Source organism: Ectothiorhodospira shaposhnikovii (assembly GCF_047222355.1).
Classification (GTDB): domain Bacteria; phylum Pseudomonadota; class Gammaproteobacteria; order Ectothiorhodospirales; family Ectothiorhodospiraceae; genus Ectothiorhodospira.
Window position 1 is genome coordinate 2,307,733 of record NZ_CP178333.1, and the last position, 17,907, is coordinate 2,325,639.

Genomic DNA, 17,907 nt, shown 5'->3' on the forward strand with positions numbered 1-17,907 from the left:
GGCCCCATCCCGCGCACTCAGGCCAGGCACCGAATGGACAACCTTCTACGCCTACTGATCATTGATGACAACCTAAACGACGCCGAGATGATGGTGAGCACGCTCAAGTCCGCCGGCCTGGCCGTCAGACCCGAGCGCGCAGAAGACGAAGAAGACCTGCTGGCCAAGCTGAAGCAGCACCCCCCGGATGTCATTGTCTGTACCCTCGGGCACCCTTCCCTCTCCCTTGAAAAAGTCATTCAGGCCAGTCGCCAGATGGGGCGTCATGCCCCCGTGGTCGCCGTGGCCACGAATCCCGATACCGATGTCGTGGAATGCCTGGAGTCCGGTGCTCACGACATGGTACGCAAGGGTCACCTGGATCATCTGCGCCTGGTGATCACCCGAGCCCTGACCTTTCAGCAGCAGTGGCGCTCCCTGAAGTCCCTGGAGTCTTCGCTGAGAGAAACGGAGCGACGCTGTAAGATGCTGTTGGACAATGCCCGGGATGCCATTGCCTATGTCCACGAGGGCATGCATCTTTACGCCAATCCTGCCTACCTGGGACTGTTCGGATTTGCCGACATCGAGGAGATTGAAGGCATCCCCATCATGGACATGGTGGTACGCGAGGACCAGCAAAAGCTGAAGGAATGTCTGCGACAGCATGACCACAGCCAGACCGAGGACGTGCCCGCCGACACCACCACCCAGACCCAGGAACTGCAACTCAAGTCCATTTCCGGAGAAAGCTTTTCGGCAGACATGGAATTCAGCAGTGCCATCGTCGACGGCGAACCCTGCATTCAGATACTCATCCGGTCCGAGGCGGGCGGAAACACCCGGGAACTGGAAAAGAAGCTCAACTATCTGTCGCAGCGCGACCTGATCACCGGCCTTTACAATCGGCAGTATTTTCTGGAGTGCCTGCAAAAGTCCCTGGGACAGGCCACCCAGGGCAAGTCCAATGCCACGCTGATCGAACTGGCCGTTGACCAGTTCAGCAACATCAGGGAACTGGTGGGTGTGGCCGGCGCGGATCTGGTGCTCAGCGACCTGGGCAAACTACTGGAAGAGGCCTGCGGCCAATCCGATATCGTGGCCCGACTTGAAGGGCAGGCCTACGGCATCCTCAGTCAACACTGGGAAATGCAGGACATCCTGCAGTTCACCCGGGATCTGCTCAGCCGGATATCAGAACACATCTGCGAAGTGGAAGGGCGCTCCATCAGCATCACCGCCTCCATCGGGGCCGTGCAGATCGACGAAAATGCACCCGATATCGATGAACTGCTGTCCCGATCACACAAGGCCTGCGAGGAGGCGGCGGCATCGGGCGGCAACCGGACGATCATCTATCAGCCCAAGGAAGGGGAGATGACCCAGAAGCAACTGGATGAGACCTGGTCCAGGCGCATCCATGAGGCGATGAAGGGCAACCGACTGATTCTGCTGTTCCAACCTCTCATCAGCCTCCACGGCGAGGCCGGGGAACGCTACGAAGTCTTCATGCGACTTCTCAACGAGGGGGGCGAGGCCATCAGCCCCAGTCACTTCATGCCCAGCGCGGAACGTACCGATCTGGCACGGCAGCTGGATCAATGGGTCATCGAACAGGCTCTCGTGACTCTCGCGGCACGGCGCAAAGCCGGACATGACACGGTATTTTTCATCAAGATCACCGGCGGCACCCTCCACGACCCGGGCATGGTTCCCTGGATTGCCGAGCGGCTCAAGGAGCACCGCATCCCGGCCGAATGCGTGGTGTTCCAGATCAAGGTGGCCACCGTGATCGCTCATCTCAAACAGGCCCGGGATCTGGTCAAGTCGCTCAAGAGCATTCACTGCCAGTTCGTTCTGGACGACTTCGGCGTCGGAATCAACCCCTTCCAGATACTGCAGCACATTCCGGTGGATTACCTGAAGGTGGATGCCTCCTATACCCGCAACCTGGTCAAAAGTCACGAAGACCAGGAAGTGCTCAAGCACCTCACGAACACAGGCCATACCCAGGGCAAGATGATCATTGCCCAGCAGGTGGAAGACGCCGCCACACTCTCGGTGCTCTGGGGCCTGGGCGTGAACTTCATTCAGGGGAATTTCCTGCAGGCGCCCTCCGGTGCCCTGGAATACGACTTCTCGTCCATGGGGTGACCCTGCCCTTCTCCCCCAAGGGGAGAAGGGAGGGCACTGAAGATCAGCGGCCGCCGGCCTTGAGGGCCATGATGCGCTCTTCCAACGGCGGGTGGGTCATGAACAGCTTCTTGATGCCGTCACCCATGCCACCCCGAATACCGAAGGCACGCATCTGATCGGGCATCTGGCTGGGCTGCCCCTGGGCGGCACGCAGGCGCTCCAGGGCGGCGATCATCTTCTCGCGGCCGGCCAGTTTGGCACCCCCTTCGTCGGCACGGAATTCCCGCTGACGGGAGAACCACATGACGATGATGGAGGCCAGGATGGCCAGGATGATTTCCGCCACGATGGTGGTCACCCAGAAGGCCGGGCCATGGCCTTCCTCGTTCTTGAACACCACCCGGTCCACCAAGTGACCGATGACGCGGGCCAGGAAGATCACGAAGGTGTTGATCACTCCCTGAATCAGGGCCAGGGTGACCATGTCGCCGTTGGCCACATGGGCCACTTCGTGTCCCAGCACGGCCTCCACTTCATCCCGGTTCATGTTGTGCATGAGGCCGGTGCTCACGGCCACCAGGGCATTGTTCTTGCTCATGCCGGTGGCAAAGGCGTTGGGGTCCGGTGAATCGAAGATGCCCACTTCCGGCATACCGATACCGGCCTGCTGGGCCTGACGGCGCACGGTGTCCACCAGCCAACGCTCGGTCTCGTTGCCGGGCTGCTCGATGACCTGCACGTTCATGGTCTTCTTGGCCATCCACTTGGAAATGGCCAGGGAGATGAAGGAGCCGCCAAAGCCGAAGACGGCGGCGAAGACCAGCAGGTTGCTCAGGTTCAGGTTGGTCCCTGATTCATCCAGGATGCGCTCCACTCCCAGAATCCGCAGGGTGATGCTTAACACCACGATGATGGCCAGGTTAGTGGCCAGGAACAGGGCGATGCGCTTCATGCTGTCTCCATGATCTGAAGGTTGGGGTTTGTCAATGAAAGGTCCGGCGTATTAGATGGGGTTTGGCATGAAAAATTCAAGCACAAAGCGTCAGTCCGCCACGTGCAGGGCATTACCCGGCTTTCACTGGACCGCTATGGAATCACGGCATTGAGGGCATCCACCTTCTGGAACCCCCGGGGCAGCTTCCGGCCCCGACGGCCCCGCTCTCCCAGGTACTCCTCCAGCTCCGGTCCCTTCACCGCCTTGAACTTTTTGCCGGCCACCACATTGAGCACCTCGCCCTCCGCTACCAGGGCCGGTTCCACCATCCATTCCTCCCTCGCCTTGAGACGGGCCGGGGGGATGCTGATGATCTTGTTGCCCTTGCCCCGGGCCATCCGGGGCAGGTCCGACAGGACCGTGACCAGCAGATAGCCATCACTGGTGGCTGCCGCCAGACGCTGGCGCTCCAGATCCCGAATCCGGACCGGCGGCAGCACGTTGGCCCCCTCCGGTACCGTCAGCACCACCTTGCCTCCCCGGTTGCGGGAAATCATGTCTTCCAAGGTGCAGATGAAGCCGTAGCCGTGATCGGTGGCCAGCAGGTAGAGATCGTCCGGCGCCCCCATCATCACGCCGACAAAGCGGGCACCGTCCGGTGGGGACAGACGCCCGGATAGGGGCTCCCCCTGCCCTCGCGCCGACGGCAGGGTATGGGCGGCCAGGGCATAGGTGCGACCGGTGGAATCGATGAACACCGCCTGCTGATTGCTGCGTCCGGGGGAAGCGGACAAAAAGCCGTCACCGGATTTGTAACTGAGTCCGGCGGCATCCACTTCATGGCCCTTGGCGGCGCGCACCCAGCCCATGCGGGAGAGCACCACGGTCAATGGCTCCGAGGGGATCAGGGCCGACTCGTCCAGGGCCTGGGCGGCGGCCCGCTCGACGATGGGGGAGCGACGATCATCACCAAACTTCTCCGCGTCGGCGGCGATCTCGTCACGCACCAGGTTCCTGAGCAGTTCGCCGGAGCCCAGGATGGCCCGTAACTGGTCACGCTCCCGGGACAACTCGTCCTGCTCACCGCGGATCTTCATTTCCTCCAGCTTGGCCAGATGGCGCAGCTTGAGTTCCAGGATGGCTTCGGCCTGGGCATCGGTGAGTCCGAAGCGTTCCATCAGCACCGGCTTGGGCTCGTCGTGCTCGCGAATGATGCGGATCACCTCGTCGATATTCAGATAGGCGATCAACAGCCCCGCCAGGATGTGCAGCCGCTTTTCCACCTTGTCCAGGCGCCACTGCAGGCGGCGACGCACGGTCTCGGTACGGAAGGACAGCCACTCGGTCAGGAGCTGGACCAGGTTTTTCACCTGGGGCCGACCGTCCAGACCGATGACGTTCAGGTTCACCCGATAACTGCGCTCCAGATCCGTGGTGGCGAACAGGTGGGCCATGAGACCCGGGATGTCCACCCGGTTGGAGCGGGGTGTGATCACCAGTCGGGTGGGATGCTCATGGTCCGACTCATCCCGCAGATCCTCCACCATCGGCAGTTTCTTGGCGTTCATCTGGGCGGCGATCTGTTCCAGTACCTTGGCCCCGGAGACCTGATGAGGCAGGGCCGTGATGATGATGTCGCCGTTTTCCCGTTCATAACGGGCACGCATGCGCAGACTGCCGTTACCGGTGCGGTACAGGGCCACCAGTTCCCGGCGGGGGGTGATGATCTCCGCCTCGGTGGGAAAGTCCGGCCCCTGGACATGGCGACACAGATCCTCCACCGAGGCCTCGGGATGGGCCAGCAGGTGGATGCAGGCGGCGGCCACTTCCCTGAGATTATGGGGCGGGATGTCCGTGGCCATGCCGACGGCGATGCCGGTGCCGCCGTTGAGCAGCACGTTGGGCAGACGGGCGGGGAGGACCCGGGGCTCTTCCAGGGTGCCGTCGAAGTTGGGCACCCAGTCGGCGGTCCCCTGCCCCAGTTCCGACAGCAGCAGCTGGGCATAGGGGGACAATCGCGCCTCGGTATAGCGCATGGCGGCAAAGGATTTGGGATCGTCCGGCGACCCCCAGTTGCCCTGGCCGTCCACGAAGGGATAGCGGGAAGAGAAGGGTTGGGCCAGCAGCACCATGGCCTCATAGCAGGCGGAATCCCCATGGGGATGAAACTTGCCCAGCACGTCCCCCACGGTACGGGCGGACTTCTTGTGCTTGGAGACGGCGGACAGGCCCAGCTCGCTCATGGCGTAGATGATGCGTCGCTGCACGGGTTTGAGCCCGTCCCCCACGTGGGGCAGGGCACGGTCCAGGATGACGTACATGGAGTAGTCCAGGTACGCCTTTTCGGTAAAGGTCTTGAGCGGCAGGCGTTCGACGCCTTCCAGGTTCAGATCGTAATGGCTCATGAATGTCCGTCGATTGCGGGCAAGGAATCGGGAAGCTTCAGTCCTCTTCGGACTTCATGTCCCGCAGGTACAGCCAGCCCATGGGGATCATCAGCAGATAGCCGCCCACGGTGAGTATCCAGGCGTAACCCGGGAAGCGCCAGGCCGGAGGATAGAGTCCCCCCATGCCGGCGGTGGCCAGTTCCATGATGCCCACCATGGCCATGATGATGCCCGCGAAACTGAGCAGGACCAGCGCCAGACGCTTTCCGAATCCGATGGGTGTTGCCATTTCAAGCTCCTGTTTCCGTGTGAGTCCCGCACTGGGTGCGGCACTCTGAATCACTCAGATCACTTCGGCCAGGTGGCCCTTGTGCTCCAGCCAGCCCTTGCGGTCCGCCGCCCGCTTCTTGGCCAGCAGCATGTCCAGCAGGGCATCGGTCCCATCCCCCTCATCCAGGGTGAGCTGGACCAGACGCCGGGTATCCGGGGCCATGGTGGTCTCCCGCAACTGCAACGGGTTCATCTCGCCCAGACCCTTGAACCGGGTCACCGCCACCTTGCCCTTCTTTTTCTCCGCCGCAATGCGTTGCAGCACCCCCTGCTTTTCCTCCTCGTCCAGGGCATAGAAGATCTCCTTGCCCACGTCGATGCGGAACAGGGGCGGCATGGCCACGTACACCCGACCCTGGGCCACCAGCGGACGGAAATGACGCAGGAACAGGGCACACAGTAGGGTTGCGATATGGGCACCGTCGGAGTCCGCGTCCGCCAGGATGCAGACCTTGCCGTAACGCAGGTCCTTCAGGTCCGCGGATCCGGGATTCACGCCGATGGCCACGCTGATGTCATGAATCTCCTGGGAACCCAGCACCTGATCCGGATCCACCTCCCAGGCGTTGAGGATCTTGCCCCGCAGGGGCATGATGGCCTGAAACTCCCGGTCACGGGCCTGCTTGGCGCTGCCGCCGGCGGAATCCCCTTCCACCAGGAACAGTTCGGTCCGCGCCAGATCCTGGGCCGCGCAGTCGGCCAGCTTGCCGGGCAGGGTCGGCCCCTGGGTCACCTTCTTGCGCACCACCTTCTTGCCCGCCCGCAGCCGACGCTGGGCCGAGGAGATGGCCAGTTCGGCGATGCGCTCCCCCGCCGCCGGATGCTGGTTCAACCACAGGCTGAAACTGTCCTTGACCACGCCGGACACGAACGGTGCCGCCTCCCGGGAGGACAGGCGCTCCTTGGTCTGCCCGGCGAACTGGGGATCGAGCATCTTGAAAGACAGGATGTAGGACACCCCGTCCCAGACATCCTCGGGAGCCAGCTTGACGCCCCGGGGAATCAGATTGCGAAACTCGCAGAATTCCCGCACCGCGTCGGTCAGGCCGGTGCGCAGACCATTCACATGGGTGCCGCCCTGGGCGGTGGGGATCAGGTTCACATAACTCTCGGCCACGCCCTCGCCACCCTCCGGCAGCCAGACCACGGCCCAGTCCGCGGCGTCGGTGTCGCCGGAGATGCTGCCCATGAAGGGCTCTTCGGGCAAGGTCTCCGCCCCCTGCAGCGCCTCCATGAGGTAGTCCTTCAGGCCCGCCTCGTAACGCCAGTCACAGTGCTCGCCGGTGACCTCGTCATGGAAGGACATGGCCAGACCGGGACAGAGCACCGCCTTGGCCCGCAGCACGTGCTTGAGCCGGGGCACCGAGAATTTTGGGCTGTCGAAATATTTGGGGTCGGGCCAGAAGCGCAGCATGGTGCCGGTGTTGCGGCGACCCACCTCCCCCACCACCTTCAGATCACTGAGCTTGTGACCGTCGGCAAAGGCCATGTGATGTTCCTTGCCGTCACGACGGATCCAGACTTCCAGCTTCAGGGACAGGGCATTGACCACGGAGACACCCACCCCGTGCAGGCCGCCGGAGAACTTGTAGCTCTTGTTGGAGAACTTGCCGCCCGCGTGCAGGGTACCCAGGATCACCTCCACCCCGGGACGCTTTTCCTTGGGGTGCAGGTCCACGGGCATGCCGCGGCCGTCGTCGCTGACCGACAGGGAACCATCGCCGTGGAGCACCACGTCGATGCGTCCGGCGTGGCCGGCAAGGGCCTCGTCCACGGAATTGTCGATCACCTCCTGGGCCATGTGATTGGGCCGGGTGGTGTCGGTATACATGCCCGGGCGCTTGCGCACCGGGTCCAGTCCGGAGAGGACTTCGATATCTGAGGCGGTATAGGAACTGGCGCTCATGCGCAATACTTCCGGCTGCAAAGGCGCGCCTAATGTATGAAACATCACAACAAGTTACAAGCGCGCGGCGGGAACGCCCCTTGAAACGGGACGGCGGGAGCCCCAACAATGGGAAGGAGGCAGTGACCAAAGCCTTTGCCGTCACTTTCGCGAAAGCGGGAGCCCAGCGCTTTCAGTCCTTAACTGGATTCCCGCTTACGCGGGAATGACGTGACAGCCGATGGGTCTGTCAGCCTGGAAACCTCATCACAATGGGTCACCCCCTACCTACAACCACAGGATCTTCTACCCATGAGCCTTTCTCCCTTCATCGTCGATGTCACGGAAGCCGACTTCCAGCAAGTGGTGATCGAAGGTTCCCGCGAACACTTGGTGCTGGTGGACTTCTGGGCCGACTGGTGCCAGCCCTGCAAGATGCTGCTGCCCCTGCTCTCGGGACTGGCGGAGGAATATGGCGGCAAGTTCGTGCTGGCCAAGGTGAACAGTGACCGGGAACAGGGACTGGCCATGGAGCACGGCGTGCGCAGCATCCCGACGGTGATCTTCTACCGGGACGGCAGGCCGGTGGATCAGTTCATGGGCATGCAGCCCGAATCCGCCATTCGTGCCCAACTGGAAAAATACCTGCCCGGCCCCGAGGCGGCCGAGCGGGAGGCGGCGCAAGCAGCCCTGGCGGCGGGGGACGCGACCCGGGCGGTGACTCTGCTGGAGGAGGCGCTGCAAGGTCATCCTGACCGGCAGGCACTGAAGATCGACCTGGCTGACGCCCTGATGCAGGCCGGACGGGTGGATGAGGCGGAAACCGCCATCAAGACCCTGCCCATGGATCTGTATGAACAGGAGGCGGTGCGCTTGCTGGAAGCCCGACTCCATTTTGCGCGGGCGGTCGGGCAACCGGAAACCCTGTCGGCGCTGGAAAAAAGACTGGCAACCGATCCGGATGACCCGGACGCCCTACATCGACTGGGCTGCGCGTTGATCCTCAAGGGAGAGCATCAGGCCGGACTGGAGAAGTTGCTCCAGCTCATGCGCAAGCACCGCAAGTATGGTGACGATGCCGGCCACAAGGGCCTGCTGGCGGCATTCGAACTGCTGGGGGCAAGACACCCACTGGTGAACGAGTATCGGCGCAGGATGATGGCGCTGATGTACTGATCCCGGCAGGACCGCTCCCACACCCACCCATCTCCCCCGTGGAGATGGGTGGGGATGAGAAAAGGATCACTGGGCCGCGGCTTTCACGTGCCGGATCATTTCCATGATGTCGCCGGCCGGACGATAGCCGGGGATCAGGTCGCCGCTTTCCAGCAGGATGGCCGGAGTGCCGTTGATGCCCATCATCTGCCCCATGATGACGTGTTCCATGACCGGCGTGTCACAGGTCTTTTCCGTGACATTCTTGCCGTCCTTGACCTGATCCATGGCCTTGGCGCGGTCATCGGCACACCAGATACCCACCATCTTGCGGAAGGTGGGGCTGCCCTCGCCGGAACGGGGGAACATGGCATAACGCACCTTGACCCCCTGCTCGGTCAGCGCCGGCACTTCTTCATGCAGGCGGCGGCAATAGGGGCAATCCACATCGGTGAACACGGTGATGACATGCTCGGTCCTGCCCTTGGGGGCATAGACCACCATGCCGGCTTCATCCATTTCGGTCAGCATCTCGCGCCGCCCCAAGGAGCGGGATGCCGCCGTCAGGCTGCGCCGGGTGTCCAGTTCCACCAGCTCACCATCCAGGACATACCGGCCATCCGCGCTGATGTAGAACAGCTGAGCCCCGTATCTCACCTCATAGAGTCCCTTCACCGGCGTTTCCAGGATGCTGGTGGGTTCGGCATTGGGCACCAGCAGGGAGACCCGCTCCTTGAGCTGTCGCTGGATCTGGGCGTCGGCACCGGCCATGGCCGGCACCGCCAGCAGGATAACGAGGACAAGCGAAAGACCGTATCTGTACATGTAGATGACTCTTTGGTGGTGTTTGGCGATCACTGCAAATCGCAACGCTGTCAGGGTAAGACAAGGCACGGCGCCATTCGATCCCCTGGCAAGACATGAGATTCATCAAAGGGGGGCCATGGTAACGGGAACCGGTGGTGGGTTCACCCCCTGGGATGATGGACGGCGTGCAGATCCTTGAGCCGCTGCGTGGCCACATGGGTATAGATCTGGGTCGTGGAGAGGCTGGAATGGCCCAGCAACATCTGCACCACCCGCAGATCCGCCCCATGATTGAGCAGGTGGGTGGCAAAGGCGTGACGCAGGGTATGGGGCGAGAGGTGCTTACGGATGCCCGCGCTTTGCGCATGGCGCTTGATCAGGTACCAGAAGGCCTGCCGGGTCATGCCCTCGCCCCGACGGGTGACGAACAGGGCCTCCGACTGACCATGGCCCTGCATCAGTGCCGGCCTGCCCTCCGCCAGATAACGCTCCAGCCAGTCCATGGCCTCCTCTCCCAGGGGGACCAGTCGTTCCTTGCCGCCCTTGCCCAGGGTACGCACCACCCCATGACGACGACTGACCTGTCCCAGGCGCAACCCCACCAACTCCGAGACCCGCAGTCCGGTGGCATAGAGCACCTCCAGCATGGCCCGGTCACGCAGGCCGTTGGTGTCTGCCACCTCCGGGGCCGCCAGCAGGGCCTCCACCTCGGCCTCGGTGAGGGTATCGGGCAGCGGGCGCCCCAGCCGTGGGGCATCGATACGGGCCGTGGGATCATCCCGGATCCGGCCAGCCTGGAGCAGAAATCCATAAAAACGGCGCAGGGTGGACAACAGCCGCGCCAGAGTGCGGGGTTTGGCGCCCGCTTCCAGCCGCTGGGCCAGATAGGCCAGCAACCGCCCCCGGTCCGCAGTGACCAGGGATGTGTCTTGCGCCTCCAGATAACGGGCCAGACCGCTCAGGTCGGCCCGGTAGGCCGACAGGGTGTGCTCACTCAGGCCTTCCTGCATCCATAGTGTATCGAGAAACCGGTCGATGACCGGCTGATCCTTGAGTCCTTCCGCCACGAATCAACCCTTGTCCTCGGTTTTCTTCTCCACCACCCGGGGAAGTCCATCCCCCAGCAGATCCTTGAAGGCGCTTACCAGGTCCATCGGGAACGGGAAGATGACGGTGGAGGCGTTCTTGTTGGTCATGTCGCTCATGGTCTGCAGATAGCGCAACTGCAGGGCCTGAGGGCTACGGGCAATGATGTCGGCGGCCTCGGTCAGCTTCACCGCCGCCTGCAGTTCCCCTTCGGCGTGGATCACCTTGGCCCGACGTTCACGCTCGGCCTCCGCCTGCCGGGCAATGGCACGGATCATGGTTTCGTTGAGATCCACGTGCTTGATCTCCACGTTGGCCACCTTGATGCCCCAGGCATCGGTCTGGGAATCCAGGATGCTCTGGATGTCGTCGTTGAGCTTGTCCCGCTCCGACAGCATTTCATCCAGATCATGCTTGCCCAGCACGGAACGCAGCGTGGTCTGGGCCAGCTGGCTGGTGGCGTTGTAATAATCCTCCACCTGGATGATGGCCTTGGCCGGGTCCACCACCCGGAAATAGAGCACCGCGTTCACCCGCACCGTGACGTTGTCCTGGGAGATCACGTCCTGGCTGGGCACGTCCAGGGTGATGACCCGAAGGTCCACCCGGACCATCTGTTGAATGCCGGGAATGACGATGATCAGACCCGGTCCCTTGACCGACTGAAATCGTCCCAGAAAGAAGATGACGCCCCGTTCATACTCCGGAAGAATCCGGATGGACATCACCAGAAAGCCGAGAATCAGGCCCAGCGGGACCAATAGCGCGGTGATCATGATGTAACAGCTCCTGTCGTGATGGTCTTGTCGGAGACGGGCTCGACGGTCAGCGTCAGTCCGTCGATGGACTTGACATGGACGGTGTCTCCCTTGGCCAGGGGCACATCGCAACGAGCCAGCCAGGATTCACTATGCACCCAGACCCGGCCGCTGCCGCCGGAAAAATGCTTCATGACGGTGCCGGTGGCGCCGATGAGCTCTTCCCGGCCGGTGGTGACCTGACGGCTGCGGATACCCACCAGCTTGCCCAGCACCCACATCAGGAAGGCGGCGGAGACCAGGGCGGTGCCGCCCACCAGGGGCAAGGAGATATGCAGGTTGGCCTCGTCCACCAGGATGATGGACCCTACCACGAAGGCGGCGATGCCACCGAAGCCCAAAATGCCGAAACTGGGCAGGAAGGCCTCGGCGATCATGAAGACGATGCCCAGGAAGATCAGGGCCAGACCGGCATAATTGATGGGCAGTACCTGGAAGGCGTACAGGGCCAGTACCAGACAGATGGCCCCGACCACCCCGGGGAAGATATTGCCGGGGTTGGCCAGCTCGAAGATGATGCCGTAGATGCCCACCAACATCAGGATATAGGCGATATTGGGATTGGTGATCACTGCCAGCAGGCGGGTGCGCCAGTCGGGTTCCAGCTCCACCAGCTGCAGGTTTTCGGTGTTGAGCTCACGTTCGCCCACCTCCAGCTTGACCACCCGGCCATGGATCTGGCCGAGCAGATCCTCCAGACTTTCGGCCACCACGTCGATGACGTTCTTTTCCAGGGCATCGCTGGCGGTCAGGCTGACCGCTTCGCGCACGGCCTCCTCGGCCCAGTCCGCATTGCGCCCCCGCAGCTCCGCCAGTCCGCGGATGTAGGCCACCGCGTCCTCCAGCACCTTGCGCTCCATGGCCGTGGCGCCACGGCGCGGCTGCGGCTTGGCTTCCTCCTTGGCCTCGGTCTCCGCGGCATCCGATTCCCGTACCTCATCCGCGGTCCCGTCGTCTGCCGTCACATCCAGGCGTTGGTCGGACTCGCCCCCAGGCCGCTCCTGGGGCTCGTCGGGCATGCCCGGCATCCCGCCCACCTGCACCGGCGTGGCCGAACCCAGATTGGTGGCGGGGGCCATGGCGGCAATGTGGCTGGCATAGAGCAGATAGGTGCCGGCGCTGGCCGCCCTGGCACCGGAAGGCGACACATAGGTGACCACGGGAACGGGCGAGGACAGAATGCCCTTGATCATGTCGCGCATCGCGGTATCCAGACCGCCGGGGGTGTCCATGCGAACCACCACCACCTCGGCATTGCGCTCCCGTGCCTTCTCCAGTCCACGCACGAAATAATCGCTGGTGGCCGGCCCGATGGCGCCCTCCACATTCAGGATCAGGGCGATCCGTCCCTCCTGTGCCTGAGTCACGAAGGCCAGCCCGCCCCCCAGGCACAGCAGCAGAAACCACAGCATCAGCCGGGCCGGGAATGATCGGGACGAACGGAAGGATCGGATCATGGTTGTCACGACGAATGGACCTCGTACAGTGCGGCCAGGTCACGCTCCAATAGAGACTGGTCACCCAAATTGAGCTCTACCAGACGTTTGAGGTGCTGGGCACTCTCCAGTTCCATCTGGGTGATCCTAAGCCCCAGATCCCGACCTTCGATACGCTGCAATTGCACCATGAGCAGAATGTCCAGTTCCTCGGCCAGGGGCACCCGCAGATAGGCATATTCACCCAGGCGCCGCTGGGGCATGGGCCGGGCAGTTCGCACCAGCACCCCCTGCAGGGAGAGATCCACCAGCTCCACCGGGGTTTCGTCCGGCGACTCCAGGGTCATGTAGGCCACGCCCTTGAAGCTGACCCGATGAAAATGACGCCGTTCCTGACTCTGTTCTTCGCTCATGGGGTCCTCATCGCATGCCAATGGCGGGGGATCCGGTCATCCACCGACCTCCCACGAGTATAAGACCGCGCCGGGTGCTTTGCTGAAAAGCCCGCGACCGGGGCTATAATGCCCGCCCATCCCGCGGCTTCATCCATCCCCCAAGACACGCACCGACGCAGCCGGAACTTGCCATGACCGACGCCCAGACATCCGCCCCCCTCCAGCCCATCGGCATCCTGCGCCGCCTGGCCTGCATCGTCTATGAGAGCATGCTGCTCCTGGCCGTACTCATGCTGACCGCGCTGGGCGCCACCTTGCTGACCGGTCTCACCGAGGAACACCCCCTGTTCCCGCTGTTCACCCTGTTCACCCTGTGCGTGGCCTTTCTCTATTTCGGCTGGTTCTGGACCCGGGGAGGTGTGTCCCTGGCCATGCAGACTTGGCGCATTCAGCTGGTGGGCCGGCGGGGGCAGGCCGTGACCTGGATGCACGCCATGCGCCGTTTCCTGGTGGCCCTGCTGCAGTGGGTGGTGATCCTCGTCGGTCTCCAGGCTTGGCGCACCGGCTTGTGGCCGGTGGCGCTGGGCGTGCTGGTGGTGGTGGCCGCCGGTCTGGTCTGGACCTGGCGCCACCCGCAGAAGCTGATGCTGCACGACCTGCTGTCGGACACCCGACTGGTGCGCCTGCCGGATCACAAGAAAACCGGGGTTTGAGCAGAACGGCTAACGCACCCGTCGCAAGGCCCACAGGGCCACCAGCAGGAATACCGTCAGCGGCAGCACGGCGCTGAGGAAGGGGGGAATCCCGTACACCAGCCCCATATGGTTGAGGGTCCGGTTGAGCAGGTGGAATCCCACCCCGATCAGGATGCCGATGAACAGTCGCTGCCCCGCACCGCCGGTGCGCAGGGAACCGAAGATGAAAGGTATCGCCAGCAGCAGCATCACCAGACTGGACAACGGGGTGGTGAAGCGGGACCAGAAGGCCAGCTCGTAGGGGGCCGACTCCAGGTTATTCTCCCGCAGATAGGTGATGTAGCGGGCCAGCGCCCAGGCGGACATCTGCCTGGGCTCCACCACGATGACGTCAAACAGCTCGGGGGCCAGCAACCGCTCCCACCGTTCCATGGCCACCCGTTCCGCCTGGATGCCCGTGGACGAGATGCGACTGCGCACCACGTCCTCCATGACCCAGACACCTTCCCGGTAGCGGGCCTGGCCGGCCTGGACCGACTCCACCAAGCGTCCGGTGTCGTCGAACCGGTAGATGCGCAGATCCTGCAGCCGCAATCCGGGCATGATGGTGCGGACATTCAGGAAGCGGTCGCCATCCCTGGCCCAAAGGCCGCCACTGCCCACATGAACCTGGTCGGAATGGGAGAAGGTGCGCAGGCTCTGGGCCTGACGCTCCGCGGCCGGTGCCACCACCTCTCCCAGCAGCACCGCCGCCAGCATCATGACCAGTCCGGCCTGCAACACGGCGATGACGATGCGGTAAACGGACAGCCCGGCCGCCCGCATGGCGGTGAGTTCGCTGTTCTCGGCGGCAGTGCCCAGACTCAGCAGGGTGCCCAGCAGCACCGCGGTGGGAAACAGTTCGTAGAGACGGCGGGGGATGGTGAGTGCCGTATAGGTCACCGCCTGGATCCAGCCATAGGCCCCCTGCCCCACGTCATCCAGTTCGCCGATGAAGGTGAAAGCCACATCCAGCGCGGTCAGCACCAACAAGGCCAGCAGGGTGCCGCCGATCACCTGACGGGCGATGTACAGACGCAGGATCATCATGCCGGCACCTCCCGGCGGCGCCAGGCGATCATCAGCCAGCGCAGGCCGTAGCGATGCACCAGCAGATAAATGAGCAATATCCCCACCAGGACATGTACCCACCACATCCCCAACCAAGGTGGGGAAACCCCGTCCGCGTACCAGGACTGGGCCATGATCTGCAACTGGGCATACACCACATAAACCGCCACCCCCAGGGCCAGCTTGGCAAAGCGCCCCTGACGGGGCGAGGTATAGGACAGCGGCAGGGCCACCAGGGCCAGCAGCAGCATGGAGATGGGCGCGGCCAGCCGCCATTGCAGTTCGGCCCGGTAATCCAGACGCTCCGAACCCAGCAGCGTCAGGGTGGGCACGTTATCCGTGCGGTTGCGCACCGACACGGCATCGGGCTCGGGCATCCTCACCCCATGGGTCTTGAATTCGATGATGCGAAAATCCAGATCCCCCGGACTGCCCTCGTAGCGATAACCATCCCGCAGGACCAGAAAACGCTGTCCCGACACCGGGTCCACCTGTTGGGTGGCGGTGCGCGCCACCACCACCTCGGTCCGGTCACCCATGCGGCGCTGGATGAAAACGTTGTTCATGGTGCGGCGCTCATCGGCGAAGGACTCCACGAACAGCACCACACCGCCGAAACCGGCGCGGGTGAACCGGCCCGGCGTGACACCCATGAGGTCGGAGCGCTGACTCGCTTCGGCACGGATCTGGTCCACCATCAGGGAGGTCTGGGGCGACACGAACAGGGACAGGAAGGCCAGGATCAGGGTCAGCGGCAGGGCCAGGATGAGAATGGTCCTGTACAGGCGCCCGTACCCCACCCCGGAGGCCATCAGAGCGGCCATCTCGCTGTCCTTGTAGAGTCGTCCCAGGGAGAGCATCAGCGCCAGGAACAACGAGACGGGCAACAGCAGGATTAGCCCGTTGAACGTGCCAAGGATCAGGATGGGGGGCAGCACATCGCCGGGAATGCGGCCCTCGGCCGCCTCCCGTAGCAGCCGGGCCAGCACGCCGCCCATGATGATCAGCAGCAGCACCAGGGTCACGGCAAGCTGGGTGAACAGCATCTCCCGGACCAGATAACGGTCGAGCACCTTCAGGCGCATGCCGTCACCGCGGCCCCGGCGCCCCGGGCGCCTGTTGGTGAAGAGAACGGATTTTCCATAGAATGGATAAACTCTTGTCAGTCATGGGCAGGCTGATGAGCACGGCCCTTGCCCTGCCCTCACCATCCCCCACCCAGTTTCTCCCGAGGAACGGCATGGAATTCACAGTCGAAAGCACCCATCCCGCACAACAGCGCAGCGCCTGCATCATCGCAGGGGTGTTCGAGCGCCGGAAGCTCTCCGCCGCCGCCAAGGCCCTGGACGAGGCCACCGGCGGCGCCATCAGCGCCCTGGTCAAGCGGGGCGACATGGACGGCGAGCGCGGGCAGTGCCTGTGGCTGCATCATGTCCCCAATGATCTGGCGGACCGGATTTTGCTGATCGGCTGCGGCAAGGAACGGGAGTTCGGCGAAGCCGCCTTCCGCCAGGTCACCGCCGCCATGGTGGGCGCCCTGCGCCGGACCGGTGCCGACCAAGTGCATAATTATCTCACGGATCTGCCGGTCAAGGGACATGACCTGGAATGGAAGCTGGTACAGAGCGTGCTGGTGGTGGAAGACGGCCTTTACCGATTCGACGAATTCAAGAGCGGCAAGAAGTCCGACCCGCTCGCCCTCAAGCGCATGGTCCTCAACGTGGCGGACGCCAAGGACCTGGAAGCCGGCGCCAATGCCATGGCCCGGGCCTCGGCCACCGCCCTGGGCATGGCCCTGACCCGGGATCTGGCCAACCGTCCCGGCAACGTCTGCACCCCCACCCACCTGGCGGAACAGGCCCGACAGCTCAAAAAGGCCTACAAGGACCTGAAGCTGGAAGTGCTGGACGAGGAAGAGATGGAGAAGCTGGGCATGGGCGCCCTGCTGGCGGTCTCCCGAGGGTCCGAACAGCCGGCGAAACTCATCGTCATGGACTACCGGGGCGGTAAAAAGGGCGACAAGCCGGTGGTCCTGGTGGGCAAGGGCATCACCTTCGACACCGGCGGCATCTCCATCAAACCCGGCGAGGCCATGGACGAGATGAAGTTCGACATGGGCGGCGCGGCGGCGGTCATGGGCACCATGAAGGCCGTGGCCGAACTCCGCCTGCCCATGAACATCATCGGTGTCATCGCCGCCGCCGAAAACATGCCCGACGGCAAGGCCACCAAGCCCGGCGATATCGTCACCACCCTCTCGGGACAAACGGTGGAGATTCTCAACACCGACGCCGAGGGCCGTCTGGTGCTGTGTGACGCCCTGACCTATGTGGAACGCTTCGATCCGGACGTGGTGGTGGACCTGGCCACACTCACCGGCGCCTGCATCATCGCCCTGGGCCATCAGGCCTCGGCGGTACTGGGCAACCATGGTCCGCTGATCAATGAACTGCTGGCCGCGGGCAGGCACAGCGGCGATCGGGCCTGGGAAATGCCCTTGTGGGATGAATACCAGGAACAGCTCAAGAGCAACTTCGCCGACATGGCCAACATCGGCGGCCGACCGGCCGGCACCATCACCGCGGCCTGTTTCCTGTCCCGGTTCACCAAGAAGTACAAGTGGGCCCACCTGGACATCGCCGGGGTGGCCTGGAAGAGCGGCAAGGAAAAGGGGGCCACCGGACGTCCGGTGCCGCTGCTGATGCAGTTCCTGGCCAGCCGGGTGAAGGACTAGACGGCGCCCCGCGGCTCACA

The 17,907-nt window shown here is 63.4% G+C and carries 15 protein-coding genes; 4 read left to right on the forward strand and 11 right to left on the reverse strand.

Annotated elements, in window-relative coordinates; genetic code table 11:
• Positions 1-33: 33 nt before the first annotated feature.
• On the forward strand, positions 34-2,133 hold the full coding sequence (locus ACLF6L_RS10475; RefSeq protein ID WP_238616052.1) for a GGDEF domain-containing response regulator: 2,100 nt from the start codon (positions 34-36) through the stop codon (positions 2,131-2,133).
• A 43-nt stretch (positions 2,134-2,176) separates the two neighbouring features.
• Here ACLF6L_RS10475 and htpX read toward each other — a convergent pair whose 3' ends face one another.
• The 4 genes from htpX to parE all read right to left on the reverse strand — a co-directional run bounded on the left by htpX (position 2,177) and on the right by parE (position 7,672).
• Positions 2,177-3,067 (reverse strand): protease HtpX, encoded by an 891-nt coding sequence (htpX, locus tag ACLF6L_RS10480; protein ID WP_238616051.1) that lies wholly within the window; start codon positions 3,065-3,067, stop codon positions 2,177-2,179.
• A 134-nt stretch (positions 3,068-3,201) separates the two neighbouring features.
• Positions 3,202-5,454, reverse strand: a complete 2,253-nt coding sequence (gene parC / locus ACLF6L_RS10485) for a DNA topoisomerase IV subunit A (protein ID WP_412851646.1) — start codon at positions 5,452-5,454, stop codon at positions 3,202-3,204.
• Between the two features lie 37 nt (positions 5,455-5,491).
• A complete protein-coding gene (locus ACLF6L_RS10490) occupies positions 5,492-5,725 on the reverse strand; it encodes a hypothetical protein (protein WP_008931591.1) in 234 nt (77 codons plus the stop codon).
• A 54-nt stretch (positions 5,726-5,779) separates the two neighbouring features.
• The gene (gene parE / locus ACLF6L_RS10495) at positions 5,780-7,672 is read right to left on the reverse strand and encodes a DNA topoisomerase IV subunit B (RefSeq protein WP_008931590.1); all 1,893 of its coding nucleotides are present in this window, start codon (positions 7,670-7,672) and stop codon (positions 5,780-5,782) included.
• A gap of 291 nt (positions 7,673-7,963) precedes the next feature.
• Between parE and trxA the strand changes: the two genes are divergently transcribed.
• A complete protein-coding gene (gene trxA / locus ACLF6L_RS10500) occupies positions 7,964-8,827 on the forward strand; it encodes a thioredoxin (protein ID WP_412851647.1) in 864 nt (287 codons plus the stop codon).
• A gap of 66 nt (positions 8,828-8,893) precedes the next feature.
• Here trxA and ACLF6L_RS10505 read toward each other — a convergent pair whose 3' ends face one another.
• The 5 genes from ACLF6L_RS10505 to ACLF6L_RS10525 all read right to left on the reverse strand — a co-directional run bounded on the left by ACLF6L_RS10505 (position 8,894) and on the right by ACLF6L_RS10525 (position 13,366).
• Positions 8,894-9,631, reverse strand: coding sequence for a DsbC family protein (locus ACLF6L_RS10505; protein ID WP_238616047.1), 738 nt, complete (start codon positions 9,629-9,631; stop codon positions 8,894-8,896).
• Between the two features lie 143 nt (positions 9,632-9,774).
• Positions 9,775-10,680, reverse strand: coding sequence for a site-specific tyrosine recombinase XerD (gene xerD, locus ACLF6L_RS10510; protein WP_412851648.1), 906 nt, complete (start codon positions 10,678-10,680; stop codon positions 9,775-9,777).
• A 3-nt stretch (positions 10,681-10,683) separates the two neighbouring features.
• The gene (locus ACLF6L_RS10515) at positions 10,684-11,475 is read right to left on the reverse strand and encodes a slipin family protein (RefSeq protein ID WP_238616046.1); all 792 of its coding nucleotides are present in this window, start codon (positions 11,473-11,475) and stop codon (positions 10,684-10,686) included.
• Positions 11,472-12,974: an NfeD family protein gene (locus tag ACLF6L_RS10520; protein ID WP_238616045.1), complete on the reverse strand. Its 1,503-nt coding sequence runs from the start codon at positions 12,972-12,974 to the stop codon at positions 11,472-11,474. Before ACLF6L_RS10520 ends, ACLF6L_RS10515 begins: the two co-directional genes overlap by 4 nt.
• A 5-nt stretch (positions 12,975-12,979) precedes the next feature.
• Complete coding sequence (locus tag ACLF6L_RS10525) at positions 12,980-13,366, reverse strand: PilZ domain-containing protein (RefSeq protein WP_008931584.1); 387 nt, start codon at positions 13,364-13,366, stop codon at positions 12,980-12,982.
• 173 nt (positions 13,367-13,539) lie between these two features.
• Here ACLF6L_RS10525 and ACLF6L_RS10530 point away from each other — a divergent pair, with 173 nt between their 5' ends.
• Positions 13,540-14,061, forward strand: coding sequence for an RDD family protein (locus ACLF6L_RS10530; protein WP_238616044.1), 522 nt, complete (start codon positions 13,540-13,542; stop codon positions 14,059-14,061).
• A gap of 9 nt (positions 14,062-14,070) precedes the next feature.
• On the opposite strand, the gene lptG is transcribed toward ACLF6L_RS10530, so the two are convergent.
• The gene (lptG, locus tag ACLF6L_RS10535; RefSeq protein ID WP_008931582.1) at positions 14,071-15,132 is read right to left on the reverse strand and encodes an LPS export ABC transporter permease LptG; all 1,062 of its coding nucleotides are present in this window, start codon (positions 15,130-15,132) and stop codon (positions 14,071-14,073) included.
• Positions 15,129-16,238 carry an LPS export ABC transporter permease LptF gene (gene lptF / locus ACLF6L_RS10540; RefSeq protein WP_238616043.1) on the reverse strand — a complete coding sequence of 370 codons (1,110 nt, stop codon included), beginning with the start codon at positions 16,236-16,238 and terminating at the stop codon, positions 15,129-15,131. Before lptF ends, lptG begins: the two co-directional genes overlap by 4 nt.
• Before the next feature lie 155 nt (positions 16,239-16,393).
• Here lptF and ACLF6L_RS10545 point away from each other — a divergent pair, with 155 nt between their 5' ends.
• Positions 16,394-17,887 (forward strand): leucyl aminopeptidase, encoded by a 1,494-nt coding sequence (locus tag ACLF6L_RS10545; protein WP_238616042.1) that lies wholly within the window; start codon positions 16,394-16,396, stop codon positions 17,885-17,887.
• The last annotated feature ends 20 nt before the right edge of the window (positions 17,888-17,907 follow it).